This is a genomic window from Phenylobacterium sp., assembly GCF_046590535.1.
Lineage (GTDB): Bacteria > Pseudomonadota > Alphaproteobacteria > Caulobacterales > Caulobacteraceae > Phenylobacterium.
Window position 1 is genome coordinate 1 of record NZ_JBKJTG010000105.1, and the last position, 20,565, is coordinate 20,565.

At 68.0% G+C, this 20,565-nt stretch carries 18 protein-coding genes; 5 read left to right on the forward strand and 13 right to left on the reverse strand.

All coding sequences use genetic code 11. The features are described 5' to 3' along the window. The 4 genes from ACLL81_RS06385 to der form a co-directional block, all read left to right on the forward strand. Positions 1-513, forward strand: a 513-nt coding sequence (locus ACLL81_RS06385) for a 3-methyl-2-oxobutanoate hydroxymethyltransferase (RefSeq protein ID WP_411287512.1), incomplete at its 5' end; no start/stop codon positions are given. A gap of 89 nt (positions 514-602) precedes the next feature. After that, positions 603-1,373, forward strand: a complete 771-nt coding sequence (locus ACLL81_RS06390; protein WP_411287513.1) for a tetratricopeptide repeat protein — start codon at positions 603-605, stop codon at positions 1,371-1,373. Further along, positions 1,370-2,764, forward strand: a complete 1,395-nt coding sequence (locus tag ACLL81_RS06395) for a PQQ-binding-like beta-propeller repeat protein (RefSeq protein WP_411287514.1) — start codon at positions 1,370-1,372, stop codon at positions 2,762-2,764. Before ACLL81_RS06390 ends, ACLL81_RS06395 begins: the two co-directional genes overlap by 4 nt. 17 nt (positions 2,765-2,781) lie before the next feature. Next, the gene (der, locus tag ACLL81_RS06400; RefSeq protein ID WP_411287515.1) at positions 2,782-4,359 is read left to right on the forward strand and encodes a ribosome biogenesis GTPase Der; all 1,578 of its coding nucleotides are present in this window, start codon (positions 2,782-2,784) and stop codon (positions 4,357-4,359) included. Here der and ACLL81_RS06405 read toward each other — a convergent pair. The 5 genes from ACLL81_RS06405 to radA form a co-directional block, all read right to left on the reverse strand. After that, positions 4,307-5,053, reverse strand: a complete 747-nt coding sequence (locus ACLL81_RS06405) for an SDR family NAD(P)-dependent oxidoreductase (protein WP_411287516.1) — start codon at positions 5,051-5,053, stop codon at positions 4,307-4,309. The two genes, der and ACLL81_RS06405, sit on opposite strands and share 53 nt — an antisense overlap. Before the next feature lie 173 nt (positions 5,054-5,226). Further along, positions 5,227-6,225 (reverse strand): bile acid:sodium symporter family protein, encoded by a 999-nt coding sequence (locus ACLL81_RS06410; protein WP_411287517.1) that lies wholly within the window; start codon positions 6,223-6,225, stop codon positions 5,227-5,229. Continuing rightward, positions 6,222-7,712, reverse strand: a complete 1,491-nt coding sequence (gene purF / locus ACLL81_RS06415; RefSeq protein ID WP_411287518.1) for an amidophosphoribosyltransferase — start codon at positions 7,710-7,712, stop codon at positions 6,222-6,224. The genes ACLL81_RS06410 and purF overlap by 4 nt, the downstream gene beginning before the upstream one ends. Next, positions 7,709-8,317, reverse strand: a complete 609-nt coding sequence (locus ACLL81_RS06420; protein ID WP_411287519.1) for a CvpA family protein — start codon at positions 8,315-8,317, stop codon at positions 7,709-7,711. Before ACLL81_RS06420 ends, purF begins: the two co-directional genes overlap by 4 nt. Positions 8,318-8,321: 4 nt before the next feature. After that, complete coding sequence (gene radA, locus ACLL81_RS06425) at positions 8,322-9,689, reverse strand: DNA repair protein RadA (protein WP_411287520.1); 1,368 nt, start codon at positions 9,687-9,689, stop codon at positions 8,322-8,324. A gap of 119 nt (positions 9,690-9,808) precedes the next feature. Here radA and ACLL81_RS06430 point away from each other — a divergent pair, with 119 nt between their 5' ends. Further along, complete coding sequence (locus ACLL81_RS06430; RefSeq protein WP_411287521.1) at positions 9,809-10,459, forward strand: Yip1 family protein; 651 nt, start codon at positions 9,809-9,811, stop codon at positions 10,457-10,459. Here ACLL81_RS06430 and alr read toward each other — a convergent pair. The 8 genes from alr to ACLL81_RS06470 form a co-directional block, all read right to left on the reverse strand. Next, positions 10,456-11,529: an alanine racemase gene (gene alr, locus ACLL81_RS06435; RefSeq protein WP_411287522.1), complete on the reverse strand. Its 1,074-nt coding sequence runs from the start codon at positions 11,527-11,529 to the stop codon at positions 10,456-10,458. The genes ACLL81_RS06430 and alr overlap by 4 nt on opposite strands. A gap of 4 nt (positions 11,530-11,533) precedes the next feature. Next, the gene (locus ACLL81_RS06440; RefSeq protein WP_411287523.1) at positions 11,534-13,024 is read right to left on the reverse strand and encodes a replicative DNA helicase; all 1,491 of its coding nucleotides are present in this window, start codon (positions 13,022-13,024) and stop codon (positions 11,534-11,536) included. A gap of 166 nt (positions 13,025-13,190) precedes the next feature. Beyond that, positions 13,191-15,608, reverse strand: coding sequence for a TonB-dependent receptor plug domain-containing protein (locus ACLL81_RS06445; protein WP_411287524.1), 2,418 nt, complete (start codon positions 15,606-15,608; stop codon positions 13,191-13,193). A 175-nt stretch (positions 15,609-15,783) separates the two neighbouring features. After that, positions 15,784-16,368 carry a 50S ribosomal protein L9 gene (gene rplI, locus ACLL81_RS06450; protein ID WP_411287525.1) on the reverse strand — a complete coding sequence of 195 codons (585 nt, stop codon included), beginning with the start codon at positions 16,366-16,368 and terminating at the stop codon, positions 15,784-15,786. Positions 16,369-16,381: 13 nt separating this feature from the next. After that, entirely contained in the window at positions 16,382-16,663 is a 282-nt protein-coding gene (gene rpsR / locus ACLL81_RS06455; protein ID WP_411287526.1) for a 30S ribosomal protein S18, read from the reverse strand. Between the two features lies 1 nt (position 16,664). Beyond that, positions 16,665-17,039, reverse strand: a complete 375-nt coding sequence (rpsF, locus tag ACLL81_RS06460) for a 30S ribosomal protein S6 (protein ID WP_411287527.1) — start codon at positions 17,037-17,039, stop codon at positions 16,665-16,667. A gap of 171 nt (positions 17,040-17,210) precedes the next feature. Further along, the gene (locus tag ACLL81_RS06465; protein ID WP_411287528.1) at positions 17,211-17,756 is read right to left on the reverse strand and encodes a peroxiredoxin; all 546 of its coding nucleotides are present in this window, start codon (positions 17,754-17,756) and stop codon (positions 17,211-17,213) included. A 59-nt stretch (positions 17,757-17,815) separates the two neighbouring features. Next, a complete protein-coding gene (locus ACLL81_RS06470; protein WP_411287529.1) occupies positions 17,816-20,311 on the reverse strand; it encodes an Ig-like domain-containing protein in 2,496 nt (831 codons plus the stop codon). Positions 20,312-20,565 lie beyond the last annotated feature (254 nt).

The window sequence follows — 20,565 nt, forward strand, 5'->3', positions numbered from 1 at the left end:
AACGCCGTGCGGATCATGAAGGAGACCGGGGCCTCGGCCGTGAAGGTCGAGAGCGGCTCGGCGGTCGTCGACACCATCGACTACCTCGTCAAGCGCGGCATCCCGGTCATGGGCCATGTGGGCCTGCGCCCCCAGGCCGTGCTGGTGGACGGCGGGTTCAAGGCTAAGGGCCGGGCCGGCGAGGAACGCGCCCGCATCCTGGAGGAGGCCAAGGCCACGGCCGCAGCGGGCGCTTTCGCAGTTGTCGTGGAGGGCGTGGCCGAGGGGCTGGCCCGCGAGATCACCGAGACCATCCCCGTGCCCACCATCGGCATCGGCGCCTCGGCCGGCTGCGACGGCCAGATTCTGGTCACCGACGACATGTTGGGCCTGTTCGACTGGACGCCCAAGTTCGTGCGCCGCTACGCCGACCTGCGCGGCGAGATCTCCAAGGCCATCGCCGGCTATGCGGACGACGTGCGCCAGCGGCAGTTTCCGGGCCCGGCCGAGATCTATTTCGCCAAAGCCGGCTAGCCCGCAGCGACGTTGCGGGGCGGGGCGGGGCGCTATAGGTTCCCGGCCTCTGTTTGACCGCCCCTTCCTGACACCTCCCGGAGTCCCCGTTGGCCGATCTGTTTGAAGAGGTCGAGGAGCAGCTTCGCTCCGACCGCTACCGGACCCTTGCGCGCAAAGCCCTGCCGTGGGTGCTGGCCGTCCTCGCCGCCGCCCTGATCGCGGCGCTCGCCTATTGGGGCTGGGACAAGTACCGCCAGCAGACGGTGGACAAGGCGTCGGAGCAGTACGCCGCCGCCCTCGACGCCTTCAACAAGGGCGATGCGGCGCAGGCCAAGCAGCTCTGGGGCGAGGTCTCCAAGTCCTCCGCTAGGGGCTACAAGTCGCTGGCCCTGATGCAGCTGGGCGGCCTGCAGCTGACCGCCAACAAGCCCACCGAGGCCGTGACCCTGTTCGACCAAGCCGCCAAGGCTGCGCCAAATGCGGTGATGGGCGACGCTGCGCGCCTCAAATCCGCCTTCGCCATCCTCGACACCGCCCCCTACAAGGACGTGGAGGCACGGTTGACCCCCCTGATGGAAGACGGCCACCCCTATCGGGTCCAGGCCCGTGAGGCGCTGGCCTTCACCAAGATCATGGCTGGGAACACCGCAGGCGCCCGCGGCGACTTCGTGGTGATCTCAGGAACCCTGGACGCCCCCGAGGGCGCCCGCGCCCGCGCGAAGGCCGCCATCGACCTGATCGATTCTGGCTCGGCAAAAGCCGTGGCCGCCACCGTGCGGTCGGCCGCGACCCTGCCACCGCCGCTCATCGTGCAACCCGGCGCGACCATTCCGGGCCTTCCAGCCCCGCCCCAGCAAGAAGCCCCCGCATCTCAATGACGCCGAAGAGCCGCAACACCGTCCTGACCGTCTGCCTGATCGCCGCCCTTGGGGCGAGTGGCTGCGCGACCGTCAATCGCCTCAACCCGTTCAACCGCGCCGACGACGGGCCGCAGGAGACCGCGGGCGAGGGCACGCGCATCTCCATCGTGGCCGCCGACCAGGTGCTGGAGCCGGCCGAAGCGCTGAAGGGTGTGGACTTCGCCCTGCCGGCGCCCGCCGCGGTGGTCGACTGGCCGCTGCCCGGCGGGACGCCGGAACAGGCGATGGGCCATGTGGACGCCGCCCCGAACCTCGCTGTCGCCTGGAAGCGCGGCATCGGCGCGGGCTCCAAGGGCGGCCGGCACGTAACGGCTCCGCCGGTGGCTGCCGGCGGACGCATCTTCGTTATGGACGGCGAGGCCAACGTTTCGGCGCGCGACGCCCAGACCGGCGCCGAGGTCTGGCGCACCAACCTGAACCCTGGCGACAACCGGCGCGACCGCGAAGCTTTCGGCGGCGGCCTGGCCTATGCGGACGGCAAGCTCTACGCCGCGTCCGGCTACCGGCTAGTGGCTCAGCTGGACGCCGCAACGGGCGCACTGGGCTGGCGCACCCGTACGCCGGAGCCGATCCACGGCGCCCCTACGGTGGCCGGCGGCCGCGTGATGGCTATCGCGCTGGACAACACCTTGATGACCTTTGACGCCGCCACCGGAACTGCCGGCTGGACCTACCAGGCGCTGTCGGAGCCGGCCCGCATCCTGATGGCCTCGAGCCCGGCGGTGTCGGGCGACACGGTGATCGCGGCCTTCGGCTCAGGCGAGTTGGTGGCGCTGCGCACCACCAACGGCAACGATCTGTGGACCGAGGCCCTGTCGCGGGCCAGCCGCACCAGCGCGCTGTCCGAAATTCGCGATATCGCCGGCCGCCCGGTGATCTATCAGGGCGACGTCTTCGCGGTCAGCCACTCCGGGGTCTTCGCGGCCACCGACATGCGCACCGGTCAGGCCCGCTGGAGCCTGCCGGTGGTAGGCATCACCGCCCCCTGGCCCGCGGGCGACGTGGTCTATGTGGTCTCCAAGGGCGGGCAGGTGATCTGTGCGTCCCGCGAGAGCGGCCAGATCTACTGGATCCGCGACCTCAACGAGGGCGTCGCGGTGGACAGCAAGCGGCGCTTCTTCGGCCTGATGGGCGGCAACGCGACCCGCCCGGTCTGGTCGGGCCCGCTACTGGCCAACAACCGCCTGATCGCCGTGGGGTCCACCGGCGATCTTGTGGCCCTCAACGCCAAGACCGGCGCCATCGAGAAGCGGGTGAACCTCGGAGAGCCGGCGATGATCGCGCCGATCGCCGTGGGCGGCACGATCTATGTGGTCACTGACACCGCAAACCTGATCGCGCTTCGCTAGCCTGCTAGACTGACGCCATGACGCTAAAACTCGCGATCGTCGGGCGTCCCAATGTGGGCAAGTCCACGCTGTTCAACCGGCTGGCGGGCCGCAAGCTCGCCATCGTCGACGACCAGCCAGGCGTCACCCGTGACCGCCGCTTCGGCACGGGGCGGATCGGCGACATCGATCTGGAGTTGATCGACACCGCCGGCTTCGAGGACGTGACCGACGAGAGCCTCGAAGCGCGCATGCGCGTGCAGACCGAACTGGCCATCGACGAGGCCGACGTTTCCCTCTTTCTGGTGGACGCCCGCGAAGGCGTCACCCCGATGGACGAGGTGTTCGCCGAAATCCTGCGCAAACGCGGCAAGCCGGTGGTGCTGGCGGCCAACAAGGCGGAGGGCAAGGCGGCCGACGCGGGCGTCCTGGAGGCCTTTGGCTTGGGTCTGGGCGAGCCGATCCCGATCTCCGCCGAGCATGGCGAGGGGATGGCCGACCTCTATGCGGCGTTGTCGGCGATCGCCCCGGAGGCCAACTCCGCAGACGACGACCCGGGCGACCAGCATGTACGCATCGCTATCGTCGGGCGACCCAACGCCGGCAAGTCCACCCTGGTGAACCGGCTGATCGGCGAGGAACGGCTGCTCACCGGGCCCGAGGCGGGCATCACCCGAGACGCCATTCCCGTGGACTGGATCTGGGACGGCCGCGCCGTCCGCCTGGTCGACACCGCGGGATTAAGACGCAAGGCCAAGATCCAGGAAAAGCTTGAGAAACTCTCCACCCACGACAGCATCCGGGCGATCACCTTCGCCGAGGTTGTGATCCTGGTGATGGACGCCACCCACCCCTTCGAGGTGCAGGACCTGCAGATCGCCGACCTGGTGGAGCGGGAGGGCCGTTGCCTGGTGTTCGTGCTGGCCAAGTGGGACTTGGTGGAGGACCCCCAGGCCAAGCTCGCCGAGTTCATCGAGGAGGCCCAGCGGCAGTTGCCGCAGGTCCGCGGTGCGCCGATCATCGCGCTCTCGGCAGAGACCGGTCGGGGCCTGGAGCGGCTGATGCCGGCGGTGTTCAAGACCCACGCCGACTGGTCAACCAAGGTGAAGACCCGCGACCTCAACGACTGGCTGGCCATGGCCATCGCCCGCCACCCGCCGCCGGCTGTCAGCGGCCGCCGGGTGAAGCCCAAATACATGGCCCAGACCAAGGCGCGGCCGCCGACCTTCGTGCTGTTCGCCAGCCGCGCCGACCAGCTGCCCGAGCAGTACCGTCGGTACCTGATCAACTCGATCCGCGAGAGCTTCGACCTGCCGGGTGTGCCGATCCGTGTGACCGTGAAGTCCAACAAGAACCCCTATGCCGATGGTGAGGAAAAGAGCGGCCCTACGCCGGGCAAGGCCGCGCCCTCCGGCAAGACCACCGGACTGGTGGCCAAGAAGCGCATCGCCGCGGCGGCCAAGGCCAAGAGCGGGGCCACCGGCAAGGCGCGGGGCTATAGCGCGTCCAAGCCCAAGACCGGCGCGCCCAAGGGCCGCGCCCAGAAGCTCGCCCGTCCAGGCGTCAAGCCGAAGCGAGCGTCCCGGCCGTCGCCCACTCGGAAAACACGACGTTAGCCATTGGCAGGCCCAGGTCCGCCTGCGCCAGATCGACGATCAGCGGCCCGATCTCTGCGGGGTCGGGCAGGGTGGTGGGATCCTCTCCGGGGATGGCCTCGGCGCGCATCTTGGTGCGCATGATCCCCGGGTCCAGCAGCACCGCCCGTATGGGTGTCTGCTCCAGTTCGTCGGCCCAGGTGCGGACGATGTGCTCCATGCCGGCCTTGGACGCGCCGTAGGGGCCCCAGAAGGCCTTTGGCCGGGCCACGCGGCCTGAGGTCAGGAAAATGGCCCTGGCGGCGTCCGAGGCGCGAAGCAGCGGCTCCATGGCGCGGATCACACGGTAGGTGCCCGTCAGGTTGACGCTCAGCACCCGGTCCCAGGCCTTCGGATCGATGTGCGCCACGGGGGTCATCGGTCCCAGGGCCGCGGCGGCATGAACCAGGATGTCGAGGCGGCCGAAGCGCTCGTGCAGAGCCAGGCCCAGCTTGTCCAGGGCGTCGGGCTCGGTGATGTCCAGGGGCACAAGGGTGGCCGACGCGCCCGTTGCCGCGCGGATCTGGTCGTCCAGCGCCACCAGACCGCCCTGGGTGCGGGCCACGCAGACCACGTGCGCGCCGGCTTGCGCCAGGGCGAGCGCGCTGGCGCGGCCGATTCCGCGACTGGCGCCGGTGACGAGGGCGATGCGGTTGGAGAGGGGCAGGTCGGACATGGCCGATCTCTAGTGTGGCGATTCAGAAATTTGTCTAAGCCTGTGGCGAACTCTGCACGAATTTCTGGATCATCAGCCACACGAGCAAAGTGTATGATTTCTAGTGTGCTTCTTGGATCTGAAGTTCGAACGGAGCTCGATCCAGGCGTGGGACGAACTTCAGATCGAGCACACTAGCGAACCTCGCCCTCCGTGTCAGTCCGGTTTGCGTAGGCCTGGGCGATCACCGCGCAGGCCATCAACTGGATCTGGTGGAACACCATCAGCGGTAGCAGCGCCAGACCCGCCGCGCCGGCTGGGAACAGGACGGCGGCCATTGGCACGCCGCTGGCCAGAGACTTTTTCGAGCCGCAGAACACAATGGCGATCTCGTCGGCCTTTTCGAAGCCCAGGGTCCGGGCGGTCAGCCAGGTGGCGGTGAGCACCACGGCCAGCAGGACGCAGCACAGCGCCACCAGCCGGGCGATGTCGAAGGCCCCCAGCCGGCTCCACACGCCTTCGACCACCGCGCCGGAGAAGGCGGTGTAGACCACCAGCAGGATCGAGCCCCGGTCGAGCCAGGAGAGCGCCCGGGCGTTGGCGGCCACCCAGCCGCCGATCCAGCGCCGCAGAAACTGGCCGGCCAGGAACGGGACCAGAAGCTGCAAGACGATGGCCTGGATCGAGGCAACTGAGACCGCGCCCTGGGCGTGCAGGGTCAGGGCCACCAGAAGGGGCGTCAGCGCCACCCCAAGCAGGTTCGACGCCGAGGCGGCGGCGACGGCAGCGGCGACATTGCCCCGCGCGATGGCTGTGAAGCCGATGGACGACTGGATGGTGGAGGGCAGGCAGCCCAGGAAGACGATTCCGGCCGCCAGCGATGGCGGGGTGATCCAGGCGGGCAGGGCGGCCAAGCCGAGGGTCAGAACGGGAAACAGCAGAAACGTGGCCGCCAGCACCGTAAGATGCAGCCGCCAGTGGATCAGCCCGCGGATCACCGCTTCGCGCGGCAACCTCGCGCCGTGCAGGAAAAACACCAGGCCGATGCTTATCCGGGCTACCCATCCGAACACGTCCGCGGCCTGGCCTCGCGCCGGCAACAGGCTCGCCACGGCGACCATGGCGACGATCAGAACGAGATACCAGTCGACCTTCAGCCGGGCGAACAGTCCCCCGGACGTCGGTGGTCTCACGCGTCGACCAGGAACGAGAGCTGGCGGTCCGCTGCGTCGTTGCGGCCTTCGGCGATCTCACGGTCCAGGAGCCGCGTGGGATAGTCGCCGGTGAAATAGTGGTCGGTGAACTGGGGGTTGGCCGGATCGCGCGGCGCGGAATCCATCGCCCAGTAGAGTCCGTCGATCGACAGGTAGCCCATGGAGTCCACGTCAAGGATCTTGGCGATCTCCTCCACGGAGTGGTTGGCGGCCAGCAGCTTGGCGCGGTCGGGCATGTCGATCCCGTAGAAGTCCGGCCACATGATCGGCGGCGAGGCCGATCGCAGGTGAACCTCGGCGGCGCCGGCCTCGCGGACCATGCGCACCACGCGCACCGAGTTGGTGCCGCGCACGATGGAATCGTCGATCAGCATCACCCGCTTTCCGGCCAGCACGGAACGGTTCGGCGACAGCTTCATGCGTACGCCGGTCTCGCGCGCGCCCTGCGTGGGCTGAATGAATGTGCGGCCCACATAGTGGTTGCGGATGATGCCCATCTCGAAGGGCAGGCCGGCCTCCTGGGCAAACCCCAAGGCAGCGGGAACGCCGCTGTCAGGGACCGGCACCACCACGTCCACGTCGGGCAGGCTCTCCTGCGCCAGCCGCTGGCCCATCCGCTTGCGCACGTCATAGACGGAGCGGCCGTTCACCACGGAGTCCGGCCTGGCGAAATAGACGTACTCGAAGATGCACGGCCTCGCCCGGCTGGCCGGGAAGGGCTTCAGGCTCTGGACGCCATCGTGGTCGATGATGACCATTTCGCCGTGCTCGATATCGCGGACGAAGTGGGCGCCGATCATGTCCAGCGCGCAGGTCTCGGACGCCAGAACCGACTTGCCGTCCAGTTCTCCCAGCACCAGCGGCCGGATGCCCAGGGGGTCGCGCACCCCGATCAGCTTCTTGTTGGTCAGCGCCACCAGGGCGTAGCCGCCCTCGATGCGGGCCAAGGCGTCGATGAAGCGATCGACCATGCGGGCTTTCCGCGAGCGGGCCACTAGATGCAGGATCACCTCGGAGTCCGAGGTTGACTGGAAGATCGCCCCCTCGGCCACGAGCTGTTCGCGCAGCGTCAGAAAGTTGGTCAGGTTGCCGTTGTGGGCCAACGCCACGCCGCCGGTCTCCAGGTCCGCGAACATCGGCTGTACGTTGCGGATGAAGCTGCCGCCGGCGGTGGAGTAGCGGGTATGGCCGATGGCGTGCCCGCCGGGTAGCCGCTCGGTGAGGTCTGAGCCAGCGAAGGCGTCGCCCACGTAGCCCATGTGCCGCTCGGTGTGGAACCGCTGCCCGTCGAAGGAGGCGATGCCGCAGGCTTCCTGCCCGCGGTGCTGCAGGGCGTGCAGGCCCAGCGCCGTGACCGCCGCGGCAGCCTCGAAGTCATAGACCCCGAAAACCCCGCACTCCAGGCGCGGCGCGTCATCGTCCGGGTCTCGGTGCGGGGGGGACCATCGCGCGCGGGTCTGGCTCATCGGGATTTCTCCACCAGATCGTCTGCGTCACCGGCTTGCGGCGCGTCGTAGCGGTCTGTCGCGGTTCTGTCACCTGACCCGTCGCGAACGGCGCGGTCGAAGGCGGGTTTGAGGCGCTGGGCGATGTCGAGGCCTTGCGGGGTCAGCGTGGTCAGCAGCCGGCCCATGTTCTGCGCCAGCGGCCAGGTCATCGCCCCGGTGATCCAGCGGGGTTGCAGGTCTTTGGGCGTGGCGGCGTTGAACATCAGGTTGAGCGCGCCCAGCACCACCAGGCCGCGGGCCACGCCGAACGCCAGGCCCACCGAGCGGTCCAGGGCGCCCAGCACGTCGGTGCGCTGGATCTGCCGCGCAATCCCGGATCCCACCAAGCGCAGGAAAATGTAGGTGGCGCCGAACACCACCACCAGCGCCGCGGCGGTGCCCAGCCAGCCGGGCTGGATCAGATCGCGGGCTAGGGGCGCGGTGAACGGCAGGCCGAAGACTGCCAGGCCCGCGGCCACCACCAGGGCGACCATGGCGGCGATCTCGCGCACGGCGCCGCGAGCGAAGCCGACTGCGGCCGAGATCACCAGCAGCGCCAGGACGATGAAGTCGAACTGCGTCAAATCCCTAGTCCCATTCGCTGTCGCCGATCCGGCGGATGGCGTCGGCGAGCCGGCCGGCGCCGGTGACCTTCATGGCGATCGAGCTCTCCAGGTCCGCCGGACCCAGAGCGCGACGAAACCCCAGCTTGGCGGCTTCCTTGAGGCGGGACTCCATTCGGCTGACGGCGCGCACCTCGCCGGAGAGGCTGATCTCGCCGAACACCACGCAATCCTGCGGCAGGGCCTGGTCAAGGGCGGAGGAAGCCAGAGCCGCCGCTGCGGCCAGGTCCGCTGCCGGTTCGGAAATCCGCAGGCCGCCGGCCACGTTCAGATAGACGTCGCGGTCGCCCAGACTGAGGCCGCAGCGCGCCTCCAGCACCGCCAGCACCATGGCCAGGCGCCCGGTGTCCCAGCCGACCACCGCGCGCCGGGGCGTGCCATAGGCTGACGGCGCCACCAGGGCCTGGAACTCCACCAGTACCGGCCGCGAGCCCTCGATTCCGGCGAACACCGCGGCCCCCGCCGCCCGTTCGCCCGAGGTGTTGAGGAACAGAGCCGAAGGGTTCTTCACCTCCAGCAGGCCCAGGTCGCCCATCTCGAACACCCCGATCTCGTCGGTGGCGCCGAAGCGGTTCTTGGCGCCGCGCAGGATGCGGAAAGGATAGCCGCGCTCACCCTCGAACGCGAAGACCGCGTCGACCATGTGCTCGACCACGCGGGGACCGGCGATGGAGCCGTCCTTGGTGACGTGGCCCACCAGGACGATGGCGATGCCGCGTTTCTTGGCCAGGCGCACCAGTTCACCGGCGGCGGCCCGCACCTGAGTCACCGAGCCGGGGCCCGCCTCGTGGGCGTCGCTCCAGATAGTCTGAATGGAATCGATCACCACCAGGTCAAAATGCTCGCGTTTCAGGCCATCGACGATGTCGCGCAGCGCCGTTTCCGCGGCGAGCTTCACCGGCGCGTCGGCCAGGCCCATCCGCTGGGCCCGCGAGCGGATCTGCTCCACCGCCTCCTCGCCGGAGATGTAGGCGCAGGACGCGCCCCGTCGCGCGGCGCTGGCCACCACCTGCAGCAGCAGTGTGGACTTGCCCACGCCCGGGTCTCCGCCCAGCAGAATGGCCGAGCCTGGCACCACGCCGCCGCCACAGACCCGGTCGAACTCGTCGACGCCGGTGGCGATGCGCGGCGGGGCGGTGGTGGCATCTTCCAGACCCTCGAAGGCTAGGCCCCGGGCCTTGGAGGCGCGGCTGGGGGCCAGGGCGCCGGGCGGCCGGCTATGCAACTCCTCGACCAGGCTGTTCCACGCGCCGCACGCCGGACATTGCCCGGCCCACTTGGTCTGCACGGCCCCGCAGGACTGGCAGGCGTAGACGGCGCCGTCGCGGGCCATTGATGCTCCTGATTCGCGTCACGCCCAGTGTAGCCGACCGAGGTCACGCCCGTCTGTTCGGCGGCTTGCCGTGCCCAACGCTTCGGATAGGCTCGCGCCGGGCTGCGGGAGAGCGATGCATGAGTGTGGTGGAGCCGGGGTCGGCGGGCACGGGCCTGATCGGCAGGGTCATGCTGATCCTCTTCCGGCCGGGACAGGCGTGGCGCGCCATCGACGCTGAGCCCACCGGTGTGGCGGACCTCTACAGGAACTATGTGGCCCCGCTCGCGGCCATCCCGGCGGTTTGCAGCCTGCTCGGCGCCCTGGCGTTCGGCGGGCCGCGGGTGGCGGGCATCGGCATCCGGCAAGGGCCGCTGGCCAGCCTGGCCGGCGCGGCCACCAGCTATGTCCTGACCCTGATCGGGGTCTTCCTGCTGGCCCTGGTGATCGACGCCCTGGCGCCCAGCTTCGGGGGACAGCGAAACCGCGTCCAGGCGTTCAAGCTGGCGGCCTACTCCGGCGCAGGCCTGTGGGTGGCGGGGCTGTTCAAGCTCTACCCCGAGCTGGGCTGGCTGGCCGCCGTTCTGGGAGCGCTTTACAGCCTCTACCTGCTGTTTCTGGGCCTGCCGCGGCTGATGAAGACCGCCCAGGAGCGAGCCTTGCCCTACTTCGCCCTGCTGCTGGTGGCGGCGGTGATCCTGGCGATGATCGTCAGCGCGGCGACGTCGCGGGTCCGCGAGCTGGGTGGGCCGCTGTCCACCGCAATCCTGCAGGCCCCGGCCCGCGCCTAGGCCTCGCCCAGGTAGACCCGTTGCGCCCGCCGGCTGAGGCGTACCAGCACCTCGTGGGAGACCGTGGCCGCGGCTTTCGCCAGATCGTCCAGCAGGGCGTTGGCGCCGAGCAGCTCGACGGCGTCGCCTACGTGGGCGACCGCATCGTCCAGGTCGATGGCCAGCAGGTCCATGGTCACGACCACCAGGTCCCGGCGGCCGCCGGCGAACCAAGCATAGCCCCCGCCGCGCGCGGCGCGGATCACCCCGTCGGCGTAGCCCGCCGCGACGATCGCTACCCGCATGACCCGCTGCGCCGTGAACCCCACGCCATACCCGACCCGATCGCCGGCCGCCAGGAGGCGGATGTCCAGGATCGGCGCCGTCAGGGTCGCGACGGCTCTAAGGCGCGGGTCGGGCGTCTCCTGCGGCCCGCCGCCGTAGAGGGTGATACCGGGGCGGACCATGTCGAAACCGTACTCGGACCCAAGCACTACGCCCGCCGCGGCCGCCAGGCTGGCGCGGCTCCCGGGGAACAGGGCCCGGACCGCGCGAAAACGCTCAAGCTGGCCGGCGTTGCGGTCGTCCTCGGGTTCGGCGGCGGAACCCAGGTGGCTCATGACCAAGCCGATCTGCAGCCCGCCCAAGTCCGCAGCAAGGTCCCGGGCGTCTTGCGGCGTAACCCCCTGGCGGTTCATGCCGGTGTCGACCTGCAGGGCTACCGGTGGCCTGTCCGGCCAGGCCCGGGCCGCGGTGATCTGCGCAGGCGTACAAAGGACCGGCGTCAGGCCGGCGGCCAGAAGCCGAGGGCCCGCCCCGCCGGTGAGCCCGTCCAGCACATAGACGGTCGCGGGCCGCGCCGGGCCAAGCTCCTCCCGCAGGGCTTCCGCCTCACCGAGTTGGGCCACGAAGAAGCTGCGCGCGCCTTCCGCCCAAAGGCGGCGGGCCACCGCCCCCGCGCCTAGTCCGTAGCCGTCCGCCTTCACCACCGGTGCGACCTCGGCCCCGCCGGCGTCGCGGCGCACCACGGCGAGATTGTGGGCCAGCGCGTCGAGATCGATCGTCAGGCGCGCCTGGGCGGGCTGTGCCATCGGTTCAGTGCGAGTCGTAGCGGCTGGAGTCGCGGGCCAGGTTGCCAAACTTGGTGATCTCTTCGTTGAACGACAGGCGGATGGTGCCGATTGGGCCGTGACGCTGCTTGCCGATGATGATGTCGGCGAGGCCCTTCACCTGGTCCATCTGCTCCTGCCAGCGGAAGTGTTCCTCGCTGCCTACGCGGGGCTCGGCGCGGCTGAGGTAGTAGCTCTCGCGATAGACGAACATGACCATGTCGGCGTCCTGTTCGATGGAGCCGGATTCCCGCAGATCGGAGAGCTGGGGACGCTTGTCCTCGCGGTTCTCCACCTGGCGCGATAGCTGCGACAGGGCCAGGACCGGCACGGAGAGCTCCTTGGCCAGCGCCTTCATGCCCTGGGTGATCATGCTCACCTCCTGGACGCGGTTGTCCTGGCTGCTGGAGCCACCGGTCACCAGCTGCAGGTAGTCGACGACCACCAGGTCGAGGCCGACCATGCGCTTCAGGCGGCGGGCCCGGGCGGCGAGCTTGGCGATGGAGATGCCACCGGTGGCGTCGATGTAGAGCGGGGCTTCCTGGATCTCCAGCGCGGCGTCGCGGACCCGGCCGAACTCGGAGGCGTCGATCTCACCCTTGCGCAGGCGGTCGCTGGACACGCCGGAAACCTCCGCCAGCAGGCGCATGGCCAACTGCTCGGCGGCCATTTCCAACGAGAAGAAGGCCACCACGCCGCCCCGGACGGTCTTCTTCGATCCGTCAGGCTGCGGCTCCCAGGCGTAGTTGCGGGCAACGTCGAAGGCGATATTACAGGCCAGAGAGGACTTTCCCATGGAAGGGCGGCCGGCCAGGATGATCAGGTCGGACGGGTGCATGCCGCCGATCTTCTGGTCCATGTCGATGAGGCCGGTGGAGAGCCCAGCCAAGCCCCCATCGCGGCTGTGCGCCTCCGCAGCCATGGTCACCGCGCCGTGCAGGGCGTCGGCGAAGGTCATGAACCCCTGGGAGACGCCGCCGGTTTCGGCGAGCTGGAAGAGTTGCTGTTCGGCCTGTTCGATCTGGTCGCGGGCGGAAAGCTCGGCGTCGCCCTGCTGGGCGGAGGTGGCGATGTCGCCGCCGATGCGGATCAGGTCGCGTCGTAGGGCCAAGTCGTAGACGGCCCGCGCATAGTCCGGGGCGTTGGCCGCCGGCGGGGCCCGGTCGACGAGGTCGGCGAGATAGCGCACGCCTCCGAGTTCCTCGAAGGCCGGATCGCGGTTGAACTGCTCGGCCAGCAGAATCGGCTCGGCCAGCTGGCCCTTGCGGATATGGGTCTCCACCGCCTGGAACAGCCGCTGGTGGAAGGGCTCGAAGAAGTGTCGCGCCTGCAGGTAGTCGCCAATCCGCTCAAAGGCCGCGTTGTCGTAGAGCAGGGCGCCCAACAGCGCCTGTTCGGCCTCCACGTTGGCCGGCACGTGCGAAATGACCACGTCGTTGGAGACGGCGCGCAGGTCGAGGGCGGGAACCAGAGACATGGCTTACAGATAGCTTAACGCCGGTCGCCGAAGCACTGCGACATCGCCGCCATCCACACCTTTGCCGGCTGTCTGTGGACGAAGCCGGGCCTAGGTCGCCGGCATGCAAAAGGCGCGGGACCGAAGTCCCGCGCCTGGAGCAGACACGCCCAGTTGGGTTCGCGGCTTACCAGTTGTAGGTCAGCCTGGCGTAGAGGTAGCGGCCGTTGAAGCCGAACGGCGAGAAGCTGGGGAAGCCGATCGGGCCGTTGGTGTTGACCACCGTCGGCGTCGGGTTGGGGTACTCGTCGAACAGGTTGTTGACCCCCAGCGCCACGCCCAGACCCATCGGCAGCTCATAGCGGCCTTCGAAGTCCACCAGCGTATGCGTCCCGGCGCGGTAGTCCAGGGCAGGGGCGTTGTTCGGGATCAGCACGTCACCGTAGTAGGTGGCCTTCGCCGAAGCGCCGAACGCGCCCATGCTCCAGTCGACCCCGAACACATGCTTCTGGTCCGGCGTGCCTTCCTCAAAGGTCAGCCGGTTGCCGCGATCGAACAGGATCGGCGGCACCGGCAGGGCCGAGAGCTGGGCCGTGGCCGGCAGGCGGGTGACGTCCGTGGAGTTGAAGTTCGCCGCCGCGGTGAAGTCGAAGCGGCCCCAGGCGTCGGTGTTCAGGCGATAGCGGCCGACGATATCGACGCCGGTCGTTTCGGTGTCGACGCCGTTGATGAAGAACCGCGCGGCGCCCAGACCTGCGCTGCCCGGCGGGTTGATCAGGCGGAAGATGGCCTGGGCCGTGGCAGAGCCGGCGGGCGAGCCCTGGATGTTCTCTGAGAGCACAATGCGGTTGTCGATGTCGATGCGATAGGCGTCGATGGTCACTTCGAAGGGGCCGCTCTGGAAGACGGCGCCCACCGAGTAGTTGACCGACTCTTCCGACTCCAGGGGCTTGCCGCCCAGGGAGGCGGCGATGGAGCTCACCGACGGGAAGGTGCCGACTTCCACCGGAGTATTGACCCCGCCGATCAGGATGAAGTTGGTCGATGTGGCGGTGAAGTACTGCTGCTGCAGGGCCGGGGCCCGGAAGCCCGTGGCCACCGTGCCGCGCAGGGCGAAGGCGTCGGTGAACTCATAGCGCGCCGAGATCTTGCCGTTGGCGGTGGAGCCGAAATCCGAATAGTCCTCGAAGCGGCCGGCCACATCGATGCCGAACTGGTCGGTGATCGGGGCGTCCAGGTCGATGTAGGCGGCATAAGAGTGCCGCGACACGTCGACTTCGTTCGACGGACGGAAGCCTGGGAAGCCCTGCGAGCCGGCAGCCTTCCCGGCCACGGGACCCAGGACATAGGACGCCACGTCGCCGCGGCCAATGGCGTAGCTCTCGTGGCGGTACTCGGCGCCGAAGGCCAGAGTGGCGGGCTTGGCCATGCCCAACTCGAGCGGCTTGGTCACGTCGATACCGGCGACCCACTGCTCGTACTTCATGTTGCCAGCGTCGAAGCTGGTGGGGGAGGCGGCGCCCAGGGAGGCGTTGACGCTATCGATCACCCCGTAGTTGACCTTGTTGTAGCCGTAGACGATCCCGGCATCGACGCTGAAGCCGTTGACGTCGCCCTTGACGCCGCCGGCGGCGGTGAAGTCGTCGATGTCCGTGGTGATCCGCGGCAGGAAACCGCCGGGGAAGATCGACGGCACGTTATTGGCGTTGGTGGCCAGGCGCGGGTTGGCGGCGCTGTCGGTCTCACGGGCCTGGTAGCCGGCGAAGCCATAGAGGCTCCAGACGTCGTTCAGCGGCAGCCCGGCGTTGGCGTAGAAGGTGATGTCCTGCGTCTGCGGATCGCCGTAGCGCGAGGTGACCTTGGTCGGCGTTACGCGCGGGTCGAGGTCCCCGCGGCTCGTCGGATTGCGGAAGCGGTATTCACCCGACACCGTCAGGAAGCCCTCCGCGCCCAGCGGCAGGCCCTGCCAGCCCGCGACGGTCCAGGTCGGCCCGTCCTTCTTGCGGCGGCCGCCCGGGTTGCGGGCGGTCTTCACTTCGGTGTCGTAGTAGCCGTGGGTCGCGGTGATCGAGCCACCCTCGCGGGCCTCGCGCAGCCGCATGTTGATGACCCCGGCGATGGCGTCGGAGCCATACTGGGCCGAAGCGCCGTCCCGCAGCACTTCGATGCGGTCGATGGCGATGGTCGGGATGGCATTCAGGTCGACGGCGGCCGAACCGCGGCCGATCGAGCCGTTGACGTTCACCAGCGCTGAGGAGTGACGGCGCATGCCGTTCAGCAGCACCAGGGTCTGGTCGGGGGCGAGGCCGCGCAGGGTGGCGGGACGAACCGAGTCCGTGCCGTCGGTGATCGAGGGCCGGGGGAAGCTGATGGACGGGGCCACAGTGGCCAGCGCGCCAGCCAGCTCGGTGGTCCCCTGGCGGGCCAGGGCCTGTTCGCTGATGATGTCGACCGGCGCCAGAGATTCCAGGCGCGACCGGCCTTCGGCGCGGGTTCCGGTGACCACCAGTTCTTCGATGTCGGCGTCTACGGTTTGCGCGGCCACCTGGCCGGCCCAAAGAGTCGCGACTGAGGCGGCCGCGAACAAGATCTGACGATAATTCATGCATTCCCCCGAATGCCGCACCCTGCGAATCTGCAAGCGCAGCTATTAGCGGGCTAAGGTAGGTGGTCTGAGTACAGCGTAAAATGACATTTCGGCCACAGGCGCACAGCAAAACGGCGTGGGAGAACTCCCACGCCGTCTGCAGTCTTCAGAGTGCGGCGTTCAGTCCCAGACCTTAGGCCTCGGTGAACTCAGCCTCAGCCTTGCCGGCGCCGCCCTCGAGCAGGTCGGCGACGGCCTGTTCGTCAGCCATGCGATCTTCCTCGAACTGCGAGTTGATCACGTTCTCGCCGCGGGCCTGGCGCTCGGCTTCGTCCTGGCTACGGGCGATGTTGAGCGTCACGGTTACGGTCACTTCCGCGTGCAGGCGGACCTTCACATCGTGCATACCCAGCGTCTTGATCGGCTTGTCGAGCACGACCATGGCGCGCTCAACCTTGCCGCCGCCGGCGTTGACCACGTCGGCCACATCGCGACCGGCGACCGAGCCGTAGAGCTGGCCGCTTTCGCCCGCCTGACGGATCAGGATGTAGGACTTGCCGTCCAGGCCTTCGCCGGATGTCTCAGCGACCGCCTTGGTCTTGGCGTTGCGGCTTTCGATGTCGGCGCGCTGGCCTTCGAAGACCTTCATGTTCGCCGAGGTGGCGCGGAGCGCCTTGGAGCGTGGGAGGAGGAAGTTGCGGGCGTAGCCGTCCTTGACGTTTACGACGTCGCCCAGGCCACCCCAGCCTTCGACGCGTTCGAGCAGGATAACTTTCATTGGTCCGGTCCCCTTATTTCACGACGTAGGGGAGCAGCGCCAGGAAACGGGCGCGCTTGATGGCCTTGGCCAGCTCCCGTTGCTTCTTGGCGGAGACCGCGGTGATGCGCGAAGGCACGATCTTGCCGCGCTCGGAAACGTAGCGTTGCAGGAGCTTGACGTCCTTGTAGTCGATCTTCGGAGCGTTGGCGCCGGAGAACGGACAGACCTTGCGGCGGCGGAAGAACGGACGGCGTTGGCCGCCTGCAGCGGCGCCGGCGGCGGGCGCCTCGGCCTGGATGGTTTCGTCGGTCATCTTAGAATGCCCCTTCCTTGGCGGGGAAATCATCGCGGCGTTCGCGGTCGCGATCGCGGCGGGCGAGGATCGGGGAGAGCTCAAGGTCCAGCTCTTCGACGCGGACTGTCAGATAGCGCAGCACGTCTTCGTTGATCGACAGCAGGCGCTCCATCTCCTTCACCACGTCGGACGGCGCGTCGATGGCGAGCAGGGAATAGTGGCCCTTGCGGTTCTTCTTGATCCGGTAGGTCAGGTTGCGAAGACCCCAGTACTCAATCTTGCCGACGGTGCCACCGCCTTGCTCGATGAGGGACTTGAGTTGGTCGTTGAGGGCTTCAGCCTGTTGCGGCGAGATATCCTGCCGCGAGATGACGACGTGTTCGTATAGCGCCATAGATTCCTTCTTCCTGCGTGGAAGCGGCGCGTCCGGTGGCGGAAGGTCCGCCGGAAACGATGGCTCTGCGCGCGGCGGCCGGGAGGCTCCCGACCCTTTCGCGTTCCGCGTGAAGACCGCATTCCGTGAAGAGGCGGGCAGATAGGCGAAAACCGCCCGCCGGGCAAGGACTTACTTCTTGTGGGTGGCCTTCCAGGTCTTCACGGCGCCGAGGGTTTCGGCCACGTGCTGGCTGGGATCCATCTTCGAATAGACATGCACCACCTGGCCCGCGGGCGAGATCACATAGGAGGTGCGGTCCGACCAGTCGGGCTTCATCGCCATGACGGAATCGAAGCTCTTGGCGATCTTTGCGCCGGGGTCGGCGGCCACCGGGAACTTGCCGGAGCACTTCTCGGTGTCGGCGGAGAAGGCCTGCAGCTTGTCGAGGTTGCCTGAGGTGACCCCGATCACCGTGGCGCCGTTGGCCTTGAACTCGGCCGTGGCGTCAGCGAACAGCTTGGCTTCGAGATTACAGCCCTTGGTCTCGGCGGCCGGGAAGAAATACAGCACCACCGGGCCCTTCTTGCGGGCGTCAGCGAGGGAGAAGGTAAGGGACTTTCCGGCCTGGAAGCCCTGGGCGATGAAGTCGGGCGCCTTGTCGCCGGGCTTGAGCGCGGCGAAGGCGGGGGTGGCGATAAGCGCCGTGGCGGCGATGGCGAAGGCGAGACGGTTCATGGCGGGCTCCAAGATGGTCCCCTTAATCTAGCCGGCCTTTGTTGCAGGCAAAAGTCTGCTTAGCCGCCGAAGAGGAAGTCGTCGGACTTCAACGCCGTCTTCAAGACGTTGGCCAGGGTGAGGCTATTGTTGGCGTCGAAGGTGATCACCACGTCGGCGCCCACCTGCTGGGCCGCGGCCATAACCTTGGAATAGCTGGTGAACAGCGTCTTGGAGAATTTGATCTCGTCGAACAGTGGGTTGAAGTCGCTGATGACGTCCTTCCCGAACCCTGAGGTGAAGATGAAGGTGTCCATGCCGAGCCCCCCCACCAGCACGTCGTTGCCAGCGCCCCCGGTCAGTTGGTCGTCGCCGTCGCCGCCGGCCAGACGGTCCATGCCCGCGCCGCCGAATAGCTCGTCCTTGCCGGTCCCGCCGTTGAGCGTGTCGTTGCCGTCGTCGCCTTTGAGGACATCGTCGCCCGCGTCTCCGTTCAGCAGGTCGAAGTCGAAGCCGCCTGACAGGGTGTCCTTGCCGTCGCCGCCAAGCAGCACGTCGTTGCCGCTCTGGCCGTCGAGCAAGTCGTCGTCGATGCCGCCATCCAGCCGGTCTGCGCCATCGCCGCCGTAAAGCTGATCGGCGCCATCCCGCCCTGTGAGGGTGTCATTGCCCTCCTGGCCGTCGAGGGTGTCGGCGCCGTCCTTGCCGTACGCACGGCTGTTGTCGTCGTCGCCCTCGAGCGTGTGCGCGCCGCCGCCGTCGAGGACATCGTCGCCATAGCCGCCGAACAGGTCGTCCTTGCCGTCCCCTCCGATAAGCGTGTCATTTCCATCGCCGCCGACCAAGAGATCGTCTTCTCCCTCGCCGTTCAGCCGATCGTCGCCCTCGTCGCCAAACAACTGGTCGTTGGAACTCCCGCCCGCGAGAGTGTCGTTGCCCTCATTGCCATAGAGGGTGTCGCTGCTCTGGCCGCCGGATATCAAGTCGCTGTCGAATCCACCGAACATCAGGTCCTTGCCGTTGCCGCCGACGAGGGTGTCGGAACCTTCGTCGCCGGAAAGGGTGTCGTCGCCGTTGCCCCCAGTCAGGGAGTCGCGGCCGGACCCACCGCTAAGGGAGTCCTTACCGTTGTCGCCGGATAGCGTATCAGCGCCGCCCATGCCGCAGAGCGTGTCATGCTGGTTGCCGCCGATGATCCAGTCGTCGGAAGACGCGCCACAGGTGGGGCCTCCGCCGCCGGCGACAATAGGAGGTGGGGTGGGCGCACCGGTCACGGTGACGTTGATCGAGGCGGTGACGACGGCGCCCGAACTGTCGGCGACAGTGTAGGTAAAGCTGTCGACGAGGCTCTGCCCCTCGGACAACGCCTCGAAGGCGTCCACGCCATCGGCGTTGTAGACCACCTTGCCGCTCACGATCGAAACCCTGGCCCCCAGGGCCGTCAGGGCGGTCCAGCTATTGTTCGGTCCGACGCTGTCCAAGAAGACGCGGTCGCCGATGTCAGGGTCGGAAACGGCCGCCATGACGTCTATGACGACGGACTTCTTCTCCTCGACAGTCGCGCTCAGGGCGCCCAGGATCGGTGCGTCGTTCTCACCGTTGATGGTTACGGTCACCCAAGCCGTGCTGGTGGCGTTCGCGCCATCGGTGATGGTGTAGGCGAAGGTTTCGGTAGCAACGGCGCCCAGCGCCAGGCCCTGGAACGCGGTCCCCGGCGCGTAGGTGAGCACCCCGCCGACCAGGGAGACCGTTCCCTTCAACGGGCCAGAGCCAGCTAAGGGCGCGAACCCCGTCACCGTCTTGGTGTCCCCGACGTCGCGGTCTGTGTCGTTGGCCAGCACGTTCAGGGTGATCGGGCCGCCATCCTCGCTGACCGAATATCCCCCCACAGAGGCGCCAAGCACATCGTCCACGGCCACCGGCGCATCGTTGACCCCAAGGATCGTCACCGTGGCCGTCTGCGGCGCAGAATAGGCCGAACCGTCGAAGGCCCGGTACTGGAAGGTCACAAAGTCGGGCTGGCCTGCGCGCAGGGTCTGATGCCACGACTGCGGCTGGACGCGGAACACGCCGTCTTCGTCAATGCTCACGCCCGCCGGGAGGGCGATGCCGCTCTCAAGATAGGCGGAGTACTTCAGCGAAATCTGCTGCCCGACATCCTGGTCTGTGGCCGTGAGTCGCCCCACGAACATCAACTCCTCGGTGGTCTCGCCGCTGAACGTATATGCCACCGGCGCTCTGTTGGGCTCGAGGATCAGGTTGTCGAACGTCACCCATCCGGTTCCGCTGGGCTGGCCGGTGAGGTTGACCGCCTGGAAACGCAGCTCGGTGAGTCCCGAACGGAAGAAATCGGGAATGGCAGAAGCCACGCTCTGGAAGTCGAGCGCAGAGTTGGTGGTGTAGGTGAAGGATTGCTCTTGGCCGGCCTTGAGTCCGATGAACTGCAAGGTGACCAGCGCGCCGGAGGGAATGCTCAGGCCATTGTTGTTGAAGCCATCCACGTCGAGACCGAAGAAGCCGAACGTGGCGGCGTTGTTCTGGGTGACCGTGACCGGAGTGGCGCTGTAGAACGCCATCAGGTACTGGCCGTCTCCCAGGGGCGTCGGCGAGACCAGGAAGTCCCGGAAATCAGCAGCCTTCGTGAGCGTCGAGACGGTGAATCCGCCCTCGCTAACCAGTGGCACATAGGCGCCAGGCGTCGTCTCCGCGCCGAAGCTGATTGTCACCGACATTGCCGTCCCCAGTGGTCAATCTGGCACAGGCCCTGCGCCAACCAACCGCTTCTCGCAACACGCGCGCCAGAGCCGCGCCGATCAGCGCGCTCCGAAAT

Coding starts and splice junctions, on each gene's coding strand:
- ACLL81_RS06445 (WP_411287524.1), bottom strand. CDS start 15,608: ATGAATTATCGTCAGATCTTGTTCGCGGCCGCCTCAGTCGCGACTCTT.
- rpsR (WP_411287526.1), bottom strand. CDS start 16,663: ATGACCGACGAAACCATCCAGGCCGAGGCGCCCGCCGCCGGCGCCGCT.
- ACLL81_RS06405 (WP_411287516.1), bottom strand. CDS start 5,053: ATGTCCGACCTGCCCCTCTCCAACCGCATCGCCCTCGTCACCGGCGCC.
- radA (WP_411287520.1), bottom strand. CDS start 9,689: ATGGCCCGCGACGGCGCCGTCTACGCCTGCCAGTCCTGCGGGGCCGTG.
- purF (WP_411287518.1), bottom strand. CDS start 7,712: ATGAGCCAGACCCGCGCGCGATGGTCCCCCCCGCACCGAGACCCGGAC.
- der (WP_411287515.1), top strand. CDS start 2,782: ATGACGCTAAAACTCGCGATCGTCGGGCGTCCCAATGTGGGCAAGTCC.
- ACLL81_RS06440 (WP_411287523.1), bottom strand. CDS start 13,024: ATGTCTCTGGTTCCCGCCCTCGACCTGCGCGCCGTCTCCAACGACGTG.
- rpsF (WP_411287527.1), bottom strand. CDS start 17,039: ATGGCGCTATACGAACACGTCGTCATCTCGCGGCAGGATATCTCGCCG.
- rplI (WP_411287525.1), bottom strand. CDS start 16,368: ATGAAAGTTATCCTGCTCGAACGCGTCGAAGGCTGGGGTGGCCTGGGC.
- ACLL81_RS06395 (WP_411287514.1), top strand. CDS start 1,370: ATGACGCCGAAGAGCCGCAACACCGTCCTGACCGTCTGCCTGATCGCC.
- alr (WP_411287522.1), bottom strand. CDS start 11,529: ATGGCACAGCCCGCCCAGGCGCGCCTGACGATCGATCTCGACGCGCTG.
- ACLL81_RS06430 (WP_411287521.1), top strand. CDS start 9,809: ATGAGTGTGGTGGAGCCGGGGTCGGCGGGCACGGGCCTGATCGGCAGG.
- ACLL81_RS06465 (WP_411287528.1), bottom strand. CDS start 17,756: ATGAACCGTCTCGCCTTCGCCATCGCCGCCACGGCGCTTATCGCCACC.
- ACLL81_RS06470 (WP_411287529.1), bottom strand. CDS start 20,311: ATGGCGTTCTACAGCGCCACTCCGGTCACGGTCACCCAGAACAACGCC.